Source organism: Stenotrophomonas sp. 364 (assembly GCF_009832905.1).
GTDB classification, from domain to species: Bacteria; Pseudomonadota; Gammaproteobacteria; order Xanthomonadales; family Xanthomonadaceae; genus Stenotrophomonas; species Stenotrophomonas maltophilia_AP.
This window is the reverse complement of sequence record NZ_CP047135.1, coordinates 3,233,535-3,248,775: the sequence shown is the minus strand read 5'-3', so window position 1 is coordinate 3,248,775 and position 15,241 is coordinate 3,233,535. Positions and strand designations below refer to the sequence as shown.

Here is a 15,241-nt window from a genome sequence, read left to right as displayed (position 1 = left end):
CCTGAAGGCCAGTGAACGGGGCCGCCAATGTATAGGCATTTCACGCCACCTGCCTACAGGGAGATCACCTGCGGCTGGCTAGGCTGGGAGTCCCCCGTCCAAGGCTGTTCCCCCATGAGCAAGCGCGTTGCCGAGATCGTAGTTGAAACTCTCCAGGCTGCCGGTGTCCGCCATTGTTACGGCATCGTCGGCGATACCCTCAACTACGTCACCGATGCCATCCACCACAGCGATATCGAGTGGGTGCACATGCGGCATGAGGAAGTGGCCGCGTTCGCCGCCGGCGCCGAATCGCTGATCAGCGGGCAGCTCACTGCCTGTGCCGGTTCGTGCGGGCCGGGTGGTCTGCATTTCATCAACGGCGTGTTCGAAACCAACCGCAACCGCGCGCCGATGGTGCTGATCGCCAGCCAGGTGGTGACCGCCGAGCTGGGCATGGAGTTTCCGCAGGAGGTCGATTTCAAGGCGGTGTATGCCAGCTGCAGCGTGTTCTGCGAGCAGGTGCACAGCCCCGAACAGGCGCGCCGCGTGGTGGCGCTGGCCTGCCAGGCCGCCATCAGCCGCCGCGGCGTGGCGGTGGTGATCCTGCCGGCCGACATCAGCGAAGCGGTGGTCAAGCACGATGTGCCGTTCTCGGTGCACTACACCCAGCCGGTGCTGCGTCCCAGCGATGAGGAACTGCAGCGCATTGCGGCGCTGATCGGCGACGGCAAGCGCGTGGGCATATACGCCGGGGCCGGCTGCGAGCATGCGCACGACGCGCTGGTGGCACTGGGTGAGCGGCTGCAGGCGCCGATCGCGCACACCTCGCGGGCCAAGGATTTCGTCGAGCATGACAACCCGTACAACATGGGCATGACCGGCATCTTCGGGATCGAATCGGGCTACCACACGCTGATGGCCTGCGACACGCTGCTGCTGCTCGGCGCCGATTTCGCATGGGGCCAGTACTACCCGGACAAGGCCACGCTGATCCAGGTGGATCGCGATGGCAGCCACCTCGGCCGGCGCCATCCGGTGACGCTGGGCGTGGTGGGCGACATCGGCCCGACGCTGGAGGCCCTGCTGCCGATGCTGCCGCCGCGGCAGGACCGCAGCTTCCTGGACGAGTGCATCGAACACCGCGACAAGGCGCTGGCCACGCGCGAAAAGGAAGAGCAACCAGGCGAGGGCGAGCTGATCCATCCGCAGCACCTCACCGCGTTGATCAACCGCTACGCCACCGACGATGCGTTGTTCACCGCCGACGGTGGCTCGCCGATGGTGTGGATTCTGCGCCACATCCGCACCAACGGTCGCCGCCGCACCCTGACCAGCCTGCTGCACGGCACGATGGCCAACGCCATGCCGCAGGCGCTGGGCCTGCAGAAAGCCTATCCGGGCCGGCAGGTAATCTCGCTGTCGGGCGATGGCGGCATTGCGATGTTGCTGGGCGACCTGCTCACTGCGGTGCAGGAAAACCTGCCGATCAAGGTGGTGGTCTACAACAACAGCTCGCTGAACTTCGTGGAGCTGGAGCAGAAGGTGGAAGGCCTGCTGGACAACTACACCGACCTGAAGAACCCCGATTTCGGCCGCCTGGCCGAGGTGATCGGCTTCTACGGGCGCACCGTGACCCGCTCGGAGGACCTGGAGCAGGCGGTGCAGGACTTCCTGGCCCATCCGGGCCCGGCGCTGCTGGACGTGCACACCAGCCCGACCGAGCTGGTGATGCCGCCGCAGGTGGAAGCTAAGCAGGTGGCCGGCACCGCGCTGTATGCGGCCAAGGCCTTGCTGAGCGGGCGGGTGGGCGACGTGCGTGATCTGCTGGCCAACAATTTCCTCAACAAGCCCTGAGGGCGTGGGGCGGCGTCGCCACCAACGGTGGTGGCCTACCGGGTAGGTCCCGACCGTCGGTTGGGACCGTGCTGGTCGGCTGCCGACACCGTCGGACGCACCGAGGTAGTGCCGGCCGCTGGCCGGCTCCCGATACCGTCGGACGCACCCAGGTAGTGCCGGCCGCTGGCCGGCTCCCGATACCGTCGGACGCATTCTGAGGAGCCGTCCAGCGGCCGGCACTACCGGATGCAACTGCCGCCTGGATCACGGGGCGGCAACGCGTAGGCGCTGACGCGCACACCCCGGCGTTCCACCCATGTGCCTGTTACTGGCGGCGGCGAGGCCCTACCATCGGCTACCCCCTCCCCACGGCAGTGCCGCGCATGTCCGCCCCCGCTCCCGTCCGCTCCGGACCCCCCCGCTGGTTCGTTGCCGGCGATTTCAATGGTTTCTTTGGCCTGGTGGTCGACAACCTGTCGATCCTGGGCTTCATCGCGATGGCGCTGGTCGGCATCTTCCAGTTCCCGGCCGACGTGGTGTTCGGCCGCATGTTCCCCGGCACCGCCTTCGGCGTGCTGGTCGGCAACGTGCTCTATACGTGGATGGCGCGGCGGCTGGCCACGCGCACCGGCCGTGACGATGTCACCGCGATGCCGCTGGGCCTGGACGCGCCCACCAGCATCGGCATGGCGCTGCTGGTGCTCGGCCCGGCCTTCATCGCCTTCAAGGTGCAGGGCCTGGCGCCGCACGACGCGGCGGTTGCCACCTGGCAGCTGGGCATGGCCTCGCTCGTGATCATGGGCGTGCTCAAGGTGATCCTGTCGTTCTTCGGCGAAGCGGTCACCCGCGCGCTGCCCCGGGCTTCGCTGCTGGGCTCCATCGCCGGCATCGCCATCGCGCTGATGGGTTTCCTGCCGCTGCTGGAAACGCTGCGCTCCCCGGTCGTCGGCTTCGTCACCCTGGGCCTGTTGCTGTACGTGCTGATCGCCAAGCGCAAGCTGCCAATCCGCGCGCCGGGCGTGCTGGTCGCCTTCGTGTTCGGCACCGCGCTGTACTACGGACTGGGGCTGGCCGGGCTGGGTGCGCCCGGCTTCCACGTGCCCGACTGGACGCCGCCGCAGGTGGTGCTGCCGTGGCCCACGCTGGGCTTCATCGACGGACTGCCCACGGCGATGACCTACCTGCCGCTGCTGCTGCCGTTCGGCCTGCTGATGGTGGTGGGCGGCATCAACGTGTCCGAGAGCGCCCGCGCGGCCGGCGACGATTACCGCACCCGCGACATCCTGCTGGTGGAAGCTGTCGCCACGCTGGTGGCTGGCCTCTGCGGCGGCGTGGCGCAGACCACCCCGTACATCGGCCAGCCGGCCTACAAGCACATGGGCGCACGTAGCGGCTACACGCTGCTGACCGGCCTGTTCGTGGGCATCGGCGGCATGCTCGGGGTGATCTCCGGGTTGGTGCAGTGGCTGCCGCTGGCGGTGCTGGCACCGATCATCGTGTACGTGGCCATCGACATCACCACGCAGGCCTTCCAGGCCGCCCCGCGCGAACATGCCGGGGCGATGGTGCTGGGCTTCCTGCCCTCGGTGGCCTATCTGCTGGCGATCAAGGCTCCGGGCTGGATCGCACCGGAGCAGCTGGCCGCGATGACCGCCACGCTGGACGGGCACGGTCTACCGGAACTGGCGGTGATCTTCACCCTGGGCAACGGCTTCATCATCACCTCGATGCTGTGGATTGCAGCGGTGGTAGCGATGATCGACGGCAGGCTGCTGCGCTCCTCCGGTTTCCTCCTGGTGGCGGCGGTGCTGACCCTGTTCGGCCTGATCCACTCGGTGGACCCGCGCGGCGGCATTTACCTGCCGTGGCAGCTGGTCGGGTTGCCGAAGCTCATCATGTGGCAGTTCGCCGGGGCCTACGTGGCGCTGGCCGGGCTGCTGGCACTGCTGTCGCTGCAGAAGCAGCCGCGCGTGGATCACGACTCACGGTCGTGATCTATCGGTCGCCGTCCAGTTCCGGGTAATGGCGGAAGATGCCGTTGGTGTTGAACGCCAAACGGCGGTCGGAGGCCAGGTAGGCGGCGATGTTCGGTCGCCGCTCCACCCGGTCCTTGAGCGCGCGCAGCAACGGCAGGGTGGGCCACAGTGCCTGCATGCGCCGCGGGAACATGTAGTCCAGCCCGCTCAGCAGCTGGAACAACGACAGGTCCACGTACGAATGCTCGCGCAGCGGATGACGCTCGCCGTTGTCCTTCAGCACAGCCTCGAAGTACGCCAGGAATTTCGGTAGCCGCTCGGCACGCGTCGCCTCGGCGCGCGCCTTCGCTTCGTGTTTCTGGTCTTCGTAGTACTTCGCTGCGGCAATCGGGTGGTGGGTGTCGTGCACTTCGGCGACCAGGTCGGCGATGGTCAACTGCAGCTGCAGTGCCTGCTGTCGGCGAGACGCCGCTTCGGGCACCAGGCCCAGTTCCGGTGCGATGTGATCGAGGATCGCGCCCACCTGGGCGATCACCTGCCGGCCACTTTTCAGGAACGGCGGTGCGAACGGGCGCAGACCCTCTTCCTTGCCCTGCAGGAACGGCTCCATCATCGCATCGCCATGCACGCGCGCCATGTCGGTGTAGGCCGCACCGGCGTCTTCCAGCGCCAGCCGGATGAACTCGCCACGGCCCTGGATACCGGTCCAGTAGTACAGCTCGTAATGCATCACGGTGCTCCACAAGAACAGTGCACAGCATCGGCGTGCGCATGCAAAGCGGGCGTGAGCGTGCGGCCGCTGGCGTGGCAGGGGTTCATCGCGGCTGCGGGATGATGCGGTGTCAACGCGCTCTGCGGCGCTGCAGGTGCGCGGGGAACCCCGTCCGATGGCGTAGGTCATACGGTGTCCAGGCAGGTGAAATGCGAGGTACGGCAACATGCAGAAGAGCGGAAAGGCGATCTGGCCGTGGGTGTTGGGTGTGGTGGTGATTGGCGGCGCGGGCACGTGGTTGTTCAGCGATACCCTGCGCGCTCTTGTCGATGACGTGCAGGTGCCGGTGCAGGCGCCCGCGGCGCAGGGTGCGGGCACGAAGATACCGCCCGTGCCTGCATCCACTGCATCCGCTGCGCCACCTTCCATCCAGCACCCGGTCGATCCCCGCGATGCGGCCGATCCGGCACTGCCCGCGCTGGCCGACAGCGATGGGCCGGTGTTCGACGCACTGACGGCGCTGTTCAACGGCGACGGCGCACTGGCACTGCTGCTGCGCGACCACCTGGTCCAGCGCGTGGTGACCCATATCGACAATCTCGACAAGCCCAGCGTGCCGACGCCGGCGATGGCGGTGCGTGCGCTGCCGGGTAGCCTGCAGGTCGACACCGTGGAGGGCACCACGCACATCGCCGCGGCCAACGCCGCGCGCTATGCGCCCTACGTGACGGCATTCGCGCTGGACGCGACTGCCGCAGGCAAGGCCTATGTGCGCGTCTACCCGTTGCTCCAGCAGGCGTATGCGGAACTGGGACAGCCCGACGCGTACTTCAATGATCGGCTGGTGGGGGTGATCGACCACCTGCTGCAGACACCGGAGCCGCCCCGCCCGTTGGCGGTGACACGCGACGAGCGCGGCCGCTATCGCTTTGTCGATCCCGCGCTGCAGTCATGCTCGGTGGGGCAGAAGCTGCTGCTGCGCATGGATGCCGGGCAGGCGCACGCGGTGAAGCAACAGTTTCGGGCACTGCGCGCGGTGCTCAGCCGCGGTTGATGGCCGGCGCTACAGGGCGCGCAGGAACGCTTCCAGATCCTGCAGTTCCTGGCGGCTGAGTCCGCGCGGGTGCAGCAGCGGATCCGGTTGCGGGAACGGTGGTGCGTCGGCAGCCGGTACTGCCGGCGCGCGGGGTTTGCCGCCGCCCACGTTGTAGAACGCCAGCACGCCGTCCAGCCGCGGCAACAGGCCGTTGTGCATGTAGGGCGCAGTGTTGGCCACCCCGCGCAGCGAGGGTGTGCGGAAGCGACCGCTGTCGGCGGGATCGCCGGTCACCTCGTAGCGGCCCAGGTCCTGGCGCGCGCGCCCGTGGAAATGCAGGCCCAGGTTGTGGAAGCCGTTGTCGGTCAGCGCCGGTCCGCTGTGGCAGTTCATGCACCCCGCGCGCGTGCGGAACAGGTGCAGGCCGCGCAGCTGCGCGTCGTCCAGCGCGCTGGGCTGGCCGCCGAGGAAACGGTCGAAACGGTTGCGGGTGGGGGCCAGGCTGCGCTCGAACGCTGCGATGGCCTGGGCCAGTTGGCGGGTATCCACGCGGTCGTCGCCGAATACGGTGGCAAAGGCGGTGCGGTAGTCGGCATCGGCGCGCACGCGGGTTGCCGCGTCCTCGGCACGGAAGGCCATCTCCTTCGGGTCGGCGATCGGCGCCAGCGCCTGGTCTTCCAGCGTGGCCGCGCGACCGTCCCAGAACAGCGTGTGTGCGTAACCGGCCATCGCCACGCTGGGGGCATTGCGGCGACCGGGTTGTCGGTCGTGGCCGAACGACACGCGCCGGCCATCGGCGAAGCCGAGGTCGCGTTCGTGGCAGGTGGCGCAGGCGATCTGCCCCGAGCGCGACAGGCGTGGGTCGTTGAACAGGCGCTGGCCCAGGGCGACCTTGGCCGGGGTGGTCGGGTTGTCGCGCGGTTCGGGGGGTGGCCCCAATGGGGCCAGTTCCTGCCACGCCACGCCCGGTGCCACCTGGGGTGCCGGCCAGCCTGCACGGGGACCGCTGTAGAGCGCACGCAGGCACGCCGGGTCGGGGCGCGCCGGCAGCACGGTCGGGCAGGGGGTGTCGCGCGCGGGCAACGGCATGCCCGCGCCGCCCAGGAGCAGCGCAGCGGCAAGCAGGATCAGGCGTGCAGAGCGGTGACGTCGCATCAGCTGGATGGACCGCCGCAGGCTGCGACGGCCATGCCCTCAGAATGAATAGCCCAGCTCCAGCCAGAAGCTGCGACCGGGTTCATAGAAGATGCTGCCCGCCGCGGCGGTCGCGGCCGTGCCCACGTTGGCGCGATTGAGCACGTTCTGGACCTCCACCCGCGCATACGCTTCCTGCTGCTGCGGCAGCGCCAGGCGGTATTCGAAGGTGGCATCCCAGCTCCAGGTGCCGGAGAACGTACGACTGGTCAGGGTGGGCGCTGTAACGCCGTCGATGGTCTGTGCCGGACCGGTGGTGAAGCCCTCGAACCCCGCGCGGTAGCGGAAGAAGTTGGTCCAGCTCAGGCCCAGCGCGGGGATCTCGGTGCGCGTGCTCAGGCGCGCGCTCCATGGCCGCAGGAACTGCGAGGCAGGCAGTTCATGCCGATACATGAGCGTGCCGTCCAGGCGCACCAGCTCGAACATGTCCAGGACATCTTCGTAGCTGTTGTAGTTGCGCTTGACGTCGGTGCGGTCGGCCGAGAGCTGGACGCTGTTGCGCGTGCCCATCACCTCCCAGGGCTGCTGAGACGCGATGGAAGCAGTCCAGATGTCAGCGTCGCTGCGGCCGCCATTGGTGAACTCGTAGGTGTTGAGGTTGTAGAGGGCGCGGTCGGGGTCGTCGACCTTGCGCCGCAGGATGTCCTTGCGGGTCGCACGATTGACGTACTTCAGGTTGAACACCAGGCCGGCAGCCCGCTGGTCGATGCCGAGCGTCCACTCGTCGGTGTACGGTGAGTCGATATCACGCAGGCGGTTGGTGGCCACATTCCAGGTGCCGGTGGCATCGTCCCACGACGTGCGCGCGCTGCGGCGAACCAGGGTCTCACGCAGGCGGTCGCGGCCGTCGCGCAGCAGGTAGCTGTAGAAGCTGCGGCCGTAATACCGGTTGATGCCGGCATTGAGCACCGTGCGCTGGTCACCCTGTACGTCCCAGGCCGCCGCCAGACGCGGCGACAGTGTGGTCTGGCTCCAAATGGTGTTGCGGTCCAGGCGCAGACCGGGACGGAGGCTCCAGTTCCCCACCCGGATGTCGTCCTGCAGCCAGGCTTCGTACTCTTTTCCGCTGACCTCGAAGCGACCGGCGTGGTAGCGCTGCTGTTGGGTGAAGTATTGCCCGGCCGCACCGCTGCGCAGCGGCGACAGTGAGCAGCTGAAGGTATCCACGGTGCCATCGGCCAGGGTGCAGCTGCTGGTCACGCCGGTGGACAGATACACCGAATGATCGTTCAGACGTTCGTAGCTGCCGTCCCGGCGCTGCACGCCCAGGCCCAGCTGCACGCGGTGCTCGGTGGTGCCGATCGAGAAGATCTCACGATCCACCACCATGCGGTAGCCGATGCGGCGGTCCCGCTGGTCGATGTTGCCGTAGCTGCCTTCGGAACTGATGCCGGTGGGACTCCAGTTGAATGCGTCCGAGCTGGCCCAGTTGCGCATGTAGTCCAGGTCGCTGCGCCGCGAGCTTTCCACGTCGCTGTAGTTCAATGTCGAGCGCAACGTCCACGGGCCGTGGGACCAGCTGGCGCGCAGGCTGGCCGTAGGGCCGCCGGACCGGATGTCAAACCACGAATCACGCCCGTTCATGATGTAGTAGCGGTCATCGGTGGGCGCGTAGGACACGTTGGCAGCCAGCTCCAGGCCGTCATCGTTCTTCCAGTCCAGGGCAATGCTGGCGCTGGTGTTCTGCCGGGTCTGGGTCTTCTGGTTGACGTCCTCGCCCGTGGAATCGCGGCCGCCGGAATAGGCGCGCAGCGGAATGTCCGAGTGGCTGCGGGTGACCGTGCCGATGATGCCCAGCCCGAACGACGTGCGGCCTTCCAGGCGCGCGCCCACGCGGTATTTGTCGTACTGCGGCTGGTAGGCGAACGTGGCCGATTCTTCGTAGCTGTCCTGCTGTGCATCGTTGGCGATGATCTGGTCCCACGCCGAGCGCGCCATGCGCATCCACACCTTGCCATGCAGGGCATCGCGGGCCTTGCGGCTGCGTGCATCGACCACGCCGCCGGTGAAACCACCGTAGCTGGCCGGGACGTTGGCGTCATACACCGTCAGCGATTCCAGCAGGTCCACGTCGACGGCAATGCCCTGGCTTGCGCTGGGCACGTCCACGGCGTTGTTGACGTTGCCGGGGCTGTCTGCGTTGACCGCCGGATCAATGTCATTGTTGATCGTCGCGCCATCGAGCAGGAACAGGTTCTGGTAGTAGGGCGCGCCGTTGATGGAGAAATCGTCCGGGCGGATCTCGCCCATGTTGCGGCTGCTGCGGCCGGTATCGTTGAACTGCACGGCCGGGTTGCTGCGCAATGCGGTGGCGATGTCGCCGTTGCCTTTCACCTGGGCCTGCAGCGCGTCGGCATCCAATGTCATGCCCTGCCCGTAGGGCAGGGGCTGCGGCAGATAGGTGCCCGGGGCGGAGGTGCCCACGCGCAGCGGCGCGATTACGCGCGGTCCGGCCGCTTGGTGCACGGTGTAGCTGCCGTCTTCCCGACGCTCGGCGCGCAGTCCGGTCCCCTGCAGCAGGGCGGCAAAGCCGGCCTCCACGCCAAGGCCGTCGGCGATGAGCGGCGCCAGGCGCCCTTGGGTCAGGGCAGGGTCGAAGGACAAGGCCACGCCGTGACGCGCGGCGAAGGTGCCCAGCGCGCCGCCCAGCGGCGTGCTATCGCGCAGCACCGTGGTTTCGGTCACGGGGGCGGTCTGGGCGAAGGCCGGGCTGGCCACCAGCGCCACCGCCAGCAGGCGGAGGCGGAAACGGGTTCGGATCACAGGCATGGGAGAGGCCGACGGAAAAGGGATTCATCTCCTCTGCCACCCGACATCGAAAAAAGTGTCATTCGGGCTTTTCCGCGGCGCGCAGGCGGATGGCCAGCAGGCCGTGTTCCACCTGCACCGGACAGGTGTCCGCCAGCATCGACAGGCTGCGGTCCAGGTCATCCAGCGGGAAGGCACCGGAAACGGGCAGCGCGGCAATCGCCGGATCCACCCGCAGCCAGCGGTGGTGGTAGCGCCCCAGCTCGGCCAGCAGTGCCTGCAGGGGCAGGCCGTCGGCCACCAGCATGCCCTGCGTCCAGGCGTCGCTGCCGGCGGGAGCAGGCAACGGCTCCGGCAACCCCGTGGCGTGCCAGCGCACCTGCTGCCCCGCTTCTACACGTCGACTGGCGGTGTCGGCCGTGAGCTGCACGGCCCCCTCCTGCACGATCAGAAGGGCATCCCGGTCGAACAGCCGCACGCTGAAGCGGGTGCCCAGCGCCCGCAGCATTCCCTGCGACGTGGCCACCCGGAAGGGTCGCGCCGGCCGCTGCGGATCGACGGCGGTCTCGATGTGGATCTCGCCCCGGCGCAGGCGCACCAGGCGTTGTTGCCCATCGAAGGCCACGTCCACCGCGCTGGCGGTGGCCAGGTGCAGTACGCTGCCATCGTCCAGTACCACGCGCCGCCGCTCGCCGACGGCGGTGCGCACGCTGGCGTCCCATGCGGCCTGGTCCCACAGCCGCCACGCCAGCAGACCGCCCAGCGGTACCCCCAGCAGCACCCCGGCCACGCTGCGCAGCACTGCGCGGCGGCCGCGGGAGGCCGGTACCTGTAACGCACGCTGGGCAAGCGGGGCAGGCACCTGCGCGGTCAGCGTCATCAGCTGTTCGGCGCGCTGCCAGGCACGGGTGTGGTCGGGGTGGGCGTCGTGCCAGTGCCGCCACTGCTGATGGGCGGCGACGCTGGCGTCTTCGTGCAGGCGCATCATCCACTCGGCCGCCTGCTCCAGCACCGCAGGCGACAGCGCAGCAGGCTGGACCGGCTCAGGGTGCATGCAGCAGGCAGCCCAGCAGGGCGCGTTTCATGTGTCGCTTGACGGTGGACAAGGACAGGCCCAACCGGTCGCTGATGGCGTCGTAGCGCAGGCCGTCGAACTGGGCCAGCACGAACACACGGCGCGCCATCGCCGGCAGGCCGTCCAGCATGGCGTCGATCTGCTGAAGCGCTTCGCGCACCAGCGCCTGTTCTTCCAGGGAGGGCAGGACGGCCTCGGGAAACTGGGCCAGATACTCCAGGTACGCCCGCTCCAGCGCCTGGCGCCGGAACCAGTTGGCCGCCAGCCCGCGCGCCACCGTGGTCAGGAACGCGCGCGGCTCGCGCAGGGCCGCCAGGTCACGGTCCTGCAGCAGGCGCGCGAAGGTGTCCTGGGTGAGATCGGCAGCGGCTTCCCGGCAGCCCACGCGCCCGCTCAGCCAGCCGTGCAGCCAACTGCGGTGGTCCCGGTAAAGGGCGCCCAGGTGCTCGCGTTGTGCCTGCATGGGATGCCTTGGGAATGCGAACGCCACGCCGCGTCCGAGTCGATGCTAATGAGAATGATTCGCAAGTATGGCAATACGGAGGCTGTATTGCCAGTGCCGGTTTGTCTTGAATCACTGCGCGACAACCGCATATCAGTTACATCTGCCAGCCACGCTGGCCATGACATGAAAGAGGAATTCCCCATGCGGATGGACAAGCTCACCTCGCGTTTCCAGCAGGCGCTGGCAGACGCCCAGTCGCTGGCCGTGGGCCGCGACCACAACATCATCGAACCGGTACACGTCTTCACCGCGCTGCTGGACCAGCAGGGCGGCAGCACGCGCCCGCTGCTGTCCCAGGCCGGGGTCAACGTGCCGGTGCTGCGCGAGCGTCTCAACGAGGCCCTGGAAGCGCTGCCCAAGGTATCCGGGCAGGAAGGCAACCTGTCGATCGGCAATGACCTCAACCGCTTGCTCAATACCACCGACAAGCTGGCCCAGCAGCACGGCGATGCCTTCATCGCCAGCGAGTGGTTCGTGCTGGCGGCGCTGGACGACAGCGGCACGCTGGGCATGGCGCTGCGCGCTGCCGGTGCCGACAAGACCCGCATCGACGCGGCGATCGACAAGATCCGCGGCGGCGAAAGCGTGCAGTCGGAAAATGCCGAAGACCAGCGCCAGGCGCTGGAAAAGTACACCATCGACCTGACCGCGCGTGCCGAGAGCGGCAAGCTGGACCCGGTGATCGGGCGCGACGAGGAAATCCGCCGCACCATCCAGGTGCTGCAGCGCCGGACCAAGAACAACCCGGTGCTGATCGGCGAACCCGGCGTGGGCAAGACCGCGATCGTGGAAGGCCTGGCCCAGCGCATCATCAACGACGAAGTGCCCGAAGGCCTGCGCGGCAAGCGCGTGCTGTCGCTGGACATGGGTGCGCTGATTGCCGGTGCCAAGTTCCGCGGTGAATTCGAAGAGCGCCTCAAGGGCGTGCTCAACGACCTGGCCAAGAGCGAAGGGCAGGTGATCCTGTTCATCGACGAACTGCACACCATGGTGGGCGCGGGCAAGGCCGATGGCGCGATGGATGCCGGCAACATGCTCAAGCCGGCGCTCGCGCGCGGTGAGCTGCATTGCGTGGGTGCCACCACGCTGGACGAGTACCGCAAGTACATCGAGAAGGATGCCGCGCTGGAGCGCCGCTTCCAGAAGGTGCTGGTGGGTGAGCCCAGCGTGGAAGACACCATCGCCATCCTGCGCGGGCTGAAGGAAAAGTACGCCGTGCACCATGGCGTGGAAATCACCGACCCGGCGATTGTGGCGGCCGCCACGCTGTCTCACCGCTACATCGCCGACCGGCAGCTGCCGGACAAGGCCATCGATCTGATGGACGAGGCCGCCTCGCGCATCCGCATGGAGATCGACTCCAAGCCCGAAGAGCTGGACCGCCTGGAGCGGCGCCTGATCCAGCTGAAGATCCAGCGCGAAATGCTCAAGAAGGAAAAGGACGAGGCCTCGCGCCAGCGCCTGGCCGACCTGGAAAGCGACATCGATGCGCTGGAGCGCGAGTTCTCCGACCTCAATGAAATCTGGAAGTCGGAGAAGGCCACGCTGCAGGGCGCCACCAAGATCAAGGAGCAGATCGAGCACGCCAAGCTGGAGCTGGAATCTGCCCAGCGCCGCCAGGATTTCGGCCGTATGAGCGAAATCCAGTACGGCCAGTTGCCGCAGCTGGAAAAGCAGCTGGCCGCGGCGCAGGAAGTGGAGACCACCGAATTCAAGCTGGTGCAGGACCGGGTCACGGCCGAGGAAATCGCCGAGGTGGTGTCGCGCTGGACCGGCATTCCGGTCAACCGCATGCTGGAAGGCGAGCGCGACAAGCTGCTGCGCATGGAGCAGATGCTGCATGAGCGGGTGGTGGGCCAGGAAGAGGCGATCAAGGTCGTGTCCGACGCGGTGCGGCGTTCGCGTGCCGGGCTGTCCGATCCGGACCGCCCCAGTGGTTCGTTCCTGTTCCTCGGCCCCACCGGCGTGGGCAAGACCGAGCTGTGCAAGGCGCTGGCCGAGTTCCTGTTCGACAGCACCGACGCGATGATCCGCATCGACATGAGCGAGTTCATGGAAAAGCACAGCGTTGCGCGCCTGATCGGTGCACCGCCAGGGTATGTGGGCTACGAAGAAGGCGGCTACCTCACCGAGGCCGTGCGTCGCCGTCCGTATTCGCTGATCCTGCTGGATGAGGTGGAGAAGGCGCACCCGGATGTGTTCAACATCCTGCTGCAGGTGCTCGACGACGGCCGCCTTACCGATGGCCAGGGCCGTACGGTGGACTTCCGCAACACGGTCATCGTGATGACCTCCAACCTGGGCTCGCACCAGATCCAGGACATGAGTGGCGACGACACGCCGGAGGCCTACACGCAGATGAAGGCCGCGGTGATGGGCGTGGTGCAGGCGCATTTCCGCCCGGAGTTCATCAACCGTCTGGACGACATCGTGGTGTTCCATCCGCTGGACAAGGTGCAGATCAAGCAGATCGCCCGCATCCAGATGCAGGGCCTGGAGAAGCGCCTGGCCGAACGCGGGCTGCGCATCGAGGTCAGCGACGCGGCCTTCCAGCTGCTGGGCAACGTCGGCTTCGATCCGGTCTATGGGGCGCGACCGCTCAAGCGTGCGATCCAGTCGCAGCTGGAAAATCCGCTGGCGCAGAAGATCCTGTCCGGCGCGTTCGTCAGTGGCGAGGTGATCCAGGTCGATGCGGCCGAGGGCAAGCTCGTCTTCAACAAGGGCTGAGCCCCGTCCGTGGTCTGCTGATAACCGTTCGTGCTCAGACCATGCTGCATGACCATCAACCCCCGCTCCGGCGGGGGTTTTTTGTTCGGTATCGTCGGCATTCAACCGGAGGAGGCGCGATGTCTGAGCACGGAAGTCCCGAATGGAAAGCGGAAACCATCGCCGTGCACGGCGGCTACAAACCCGACCCGACGACACGCGCGGTGGCGGTGCCGATCTACCAGACCGTGGCCTACGCCTTCGACGACACCCAGCACGGCGCGGACCTGTTCGACCTGAAGGTGCCGGGCAACATCTACACCCGCATCATGAACCCCACCACCGACGTGCTGGAGCAGCGCATCGCCGCGCTCGAAGGCGGGATCGGCGCGCTGGCGCTGGCCTCCGGGCAGGCGGCCATTACCTACGCCATCCAGACCATCGCCGAAGCCGGCGACAACATCGTCTCCTCCAGTGCGCTGTATGGCGGTACTTACAATCTGTTCGCGCACACGCTGCCCCAGTTCGGCATCCAGACCCGGTTTGCCGATTACAACGACCCCGAGGCGTTCGCGGCGCTGATCGACGACCGTACCAAGGCGGTCTTCGTCGAATCGATCGGCAACCCGCGCGGCAACATCACCGATATCGAAGCGGTGGCAAAGATCGCCCACGCGCACGGCGTGCCGGTGATCGTGGACAACACCGTGGCCACACCGTACCTGCAGCGCTCGTTCGATTTCGGCGCGGACATCGTGGTGCACTCGTTGACCAAGTACCTCGGTGGCCACGGGACCAGCCTGGGTGGCGCCATCGTCGATTCGGGCCGCTTCCCGTGGGCCGAGCACAAGCAGCGCTTCCGGCGCTTGAACGAGCCTGACGTGAGCTACCACGGGGTGGTCTATACCGAAGCCCTGGGGCCTGCGGCCTACATCGGCCGCGCGCGCGTGGTGCCACTGCGCAACACCGGCGCGGCGATCTCGCCGTTCAATTCGTTCCTGATCCTGCAGGGCATCGAGACCCTGGCGCTGCGCCTGGACCGGATCAACGCCAACGCACTGGCGGTGGCTACGTTCCTGCGCGACCACGCCAAGGTCGACTGGGTGAACTATGCCGCGCTGCCGGACCATCCCGAGCATGCGCTGGTGCAGAAGTACCTGCGTGGCCACGGCTCGGGCGTGCTCACCTTCGGCCTGCCCGGCGGTCGTGCGGCAGGTGCGCGCTTCCTGGACGCGTTGCAGCTGTTCACCCGGCTGGTGAACCTGGGCGATGCGAAGTCACTGGCCACCCATCCGGCCTCGACCACCCATCGGCAGCTGGATGCGGCCGAGCTGGCGAGGGCCGGGGTCAGCGAGGACACCGTGCGGCTGTCGATCGGCATCGAACATATCGACGACCTGCTTGCCGACCTGCAGCAGGCGTTGGCGAAGGCGTAGAGGTGGGGCCCACGGCGGCCGGTGCGGGCCGGCCG

At 67.6% G+C, this 15,241-nt stretch carries 10 protein-coding genes; 5 read left to right on the top strand and 5 right to left on the bottom strand.

Going from position 1 to position 15,241, the window contains the following annotated elements; all coding sequences use genetic code 11:
• The first annotated feature begins 114 nt into the window (after positions 1 to 114).
• Positions 115 to 1,836 (top strand): thiamine pyrophosphate-dependent enzyme, encoded by a 1,722-nt coding sequence (locus GQ674_RS14695; protein WP_159497665.1) that lies wholly within the window; start codon positions 115 to 117, stop codon positions 1,834 to 1,836.
• 365 nt (positions 1,837 to 2,201) lie between these two features.
• Positions 2,202 to 3,812 carry a hypothetical protein gene (locus tag GQ674_RS14690; protein ID WP_159497664.1) on the top strand — a complete coding sequence of 537 codons (1,611 nt, stop codon included), beginning with the start codon at positions 2,202 to 2,204 and terminating at the stop codon, positions 3,810 to 3,812.
• A gap of 1 nt (position 3,813) precedes the next feature.
• Here GQ674_RS14690 and GQ674_RS14685 read toward each other — a convergent pair whose 3' ends face one another.
• Positions 3,814 to 4,524, bottom strand: coding sequence for a glutathione S-transferase (locus tag GQ674_RS14685; protein ID WP_159497663.1), 711 nt, complete (start codon positions 4,522 to 4,524; stop codon positions 3,814 to 3,816).
• 208 nt (positions 4,525 to 4,732) lie between these two features.
• Here GQ674_RS14685 and GQ674_RS14680 point away from each other — a divergent pair, with 208 nt between their 5' ends.
• A complete protein-coding gene (locus GQ674_RS14680) occupies positions 4,733 to 5,560 on the top strand; it encodes a DUF3014 domain-containing protein (RefSeq protein ID WP_159497662.1) in 828 nt (275 codons plus the stop codon).
• A 9-nt stretch (positions 5,561 to 5,569) separates the two neighbouring features.
• Here the strand turns inward: GQ674_RS14680 and GQ674_RS14675 are convergent, their stop codons facing one another.
• Genes GQ674_RS14675 through GQ674_RS14660 form a run of 4 tightly spaced genes read right to left on the bottom strand, consistent with a single transcriptional unit; the run spans position 5,570 to position 11,022 of the window.
• The gene (locus tag GQ674_RS14675; protein WP_159497661.1) at positions 5,570 to 6,697 is read right to left on the bottom strand and encodes a cytochrome c peroxidase; all 1,128 of its coding nucleotides are present in this window, start codon (positions 6,695 to 6,697) and stop codon (positions 5,570 to 5,572) included.
• 39 nt (positions 6,698 to 6,736) lie between these two features.
• Positions 6,737 to 9,505, bottom strand: coding sequence for a TonB-dependent receptor (locus GQ674_RS14670; RefSeq protein ID WP_159497660.1), 2,769 nt, complete (start codon positions 9,503 to 9,505; stop codon positions 6,737 to 6,739).
• A 58-nt stretch (positions 9,506 to 9,563) separates the two neighbouring features.
• Positions 9,564 to 10,538 (bottom strand): FecR domain-containing protein, encoded by a 975-nt coding sequence (locus GQ674_RS14665; RefSeq protein WP_159497659.1) that lies wholly within the window; start codon positions 10,536 to 10,538, stop codon positions 9,564 to 9,566.
• Positions 10,528 to 11,022 (bottom strand): sigma-70 family RNA polymerase sigma factor, encoded by a 495-nt coding sequence (locus GQ674_RS14660; RefSeq protein WP_159497658.1) that lies wholly within the window; start codon positions 11,020 to 11,022, stop codon positions 10,528 to 10,530. The genes GQ674_RS14665 and GQ674_RS14660 overlap by 11 nt, the downstream gene beginning before the upstream one ends.
• A 183-nt stretch (positions 11,023 to 11,205) precedes the next feature.
• Between GQ674_RS14660 and clpB the strand changes: the two genes are divergently transcribed.
• Together clpB and GQ674_RS14650 are read left to right on the top strand one after the other, a co-directional pair.
• Complete coding sequence (gene clpB / locus GQ674_RS14655; protein ID WP_159499472.1) at positions 11,206 to 13,791, top strand: ATP-dependent chaperone ClpB; 2,586 nt, start codon at positions 11,206 to 11,208, stop codon at positions 13,789 to 13,791.
• A gap of 119 nt (positions 13,792 to 13,910) precedes the next feature.
• Entirely contained in the window at positions 13,911 to 15,206 is a 1,296-nt protein-coding gene (locus GQ674_RS14650) for an aminotransferase class I/II-fold pyridoxal phosphate-dependent enzyme (protein WP_159497657.1), read from the top strand.
• Positions 15,207 to 15,241: the final 35 nt, after the last annotated feature.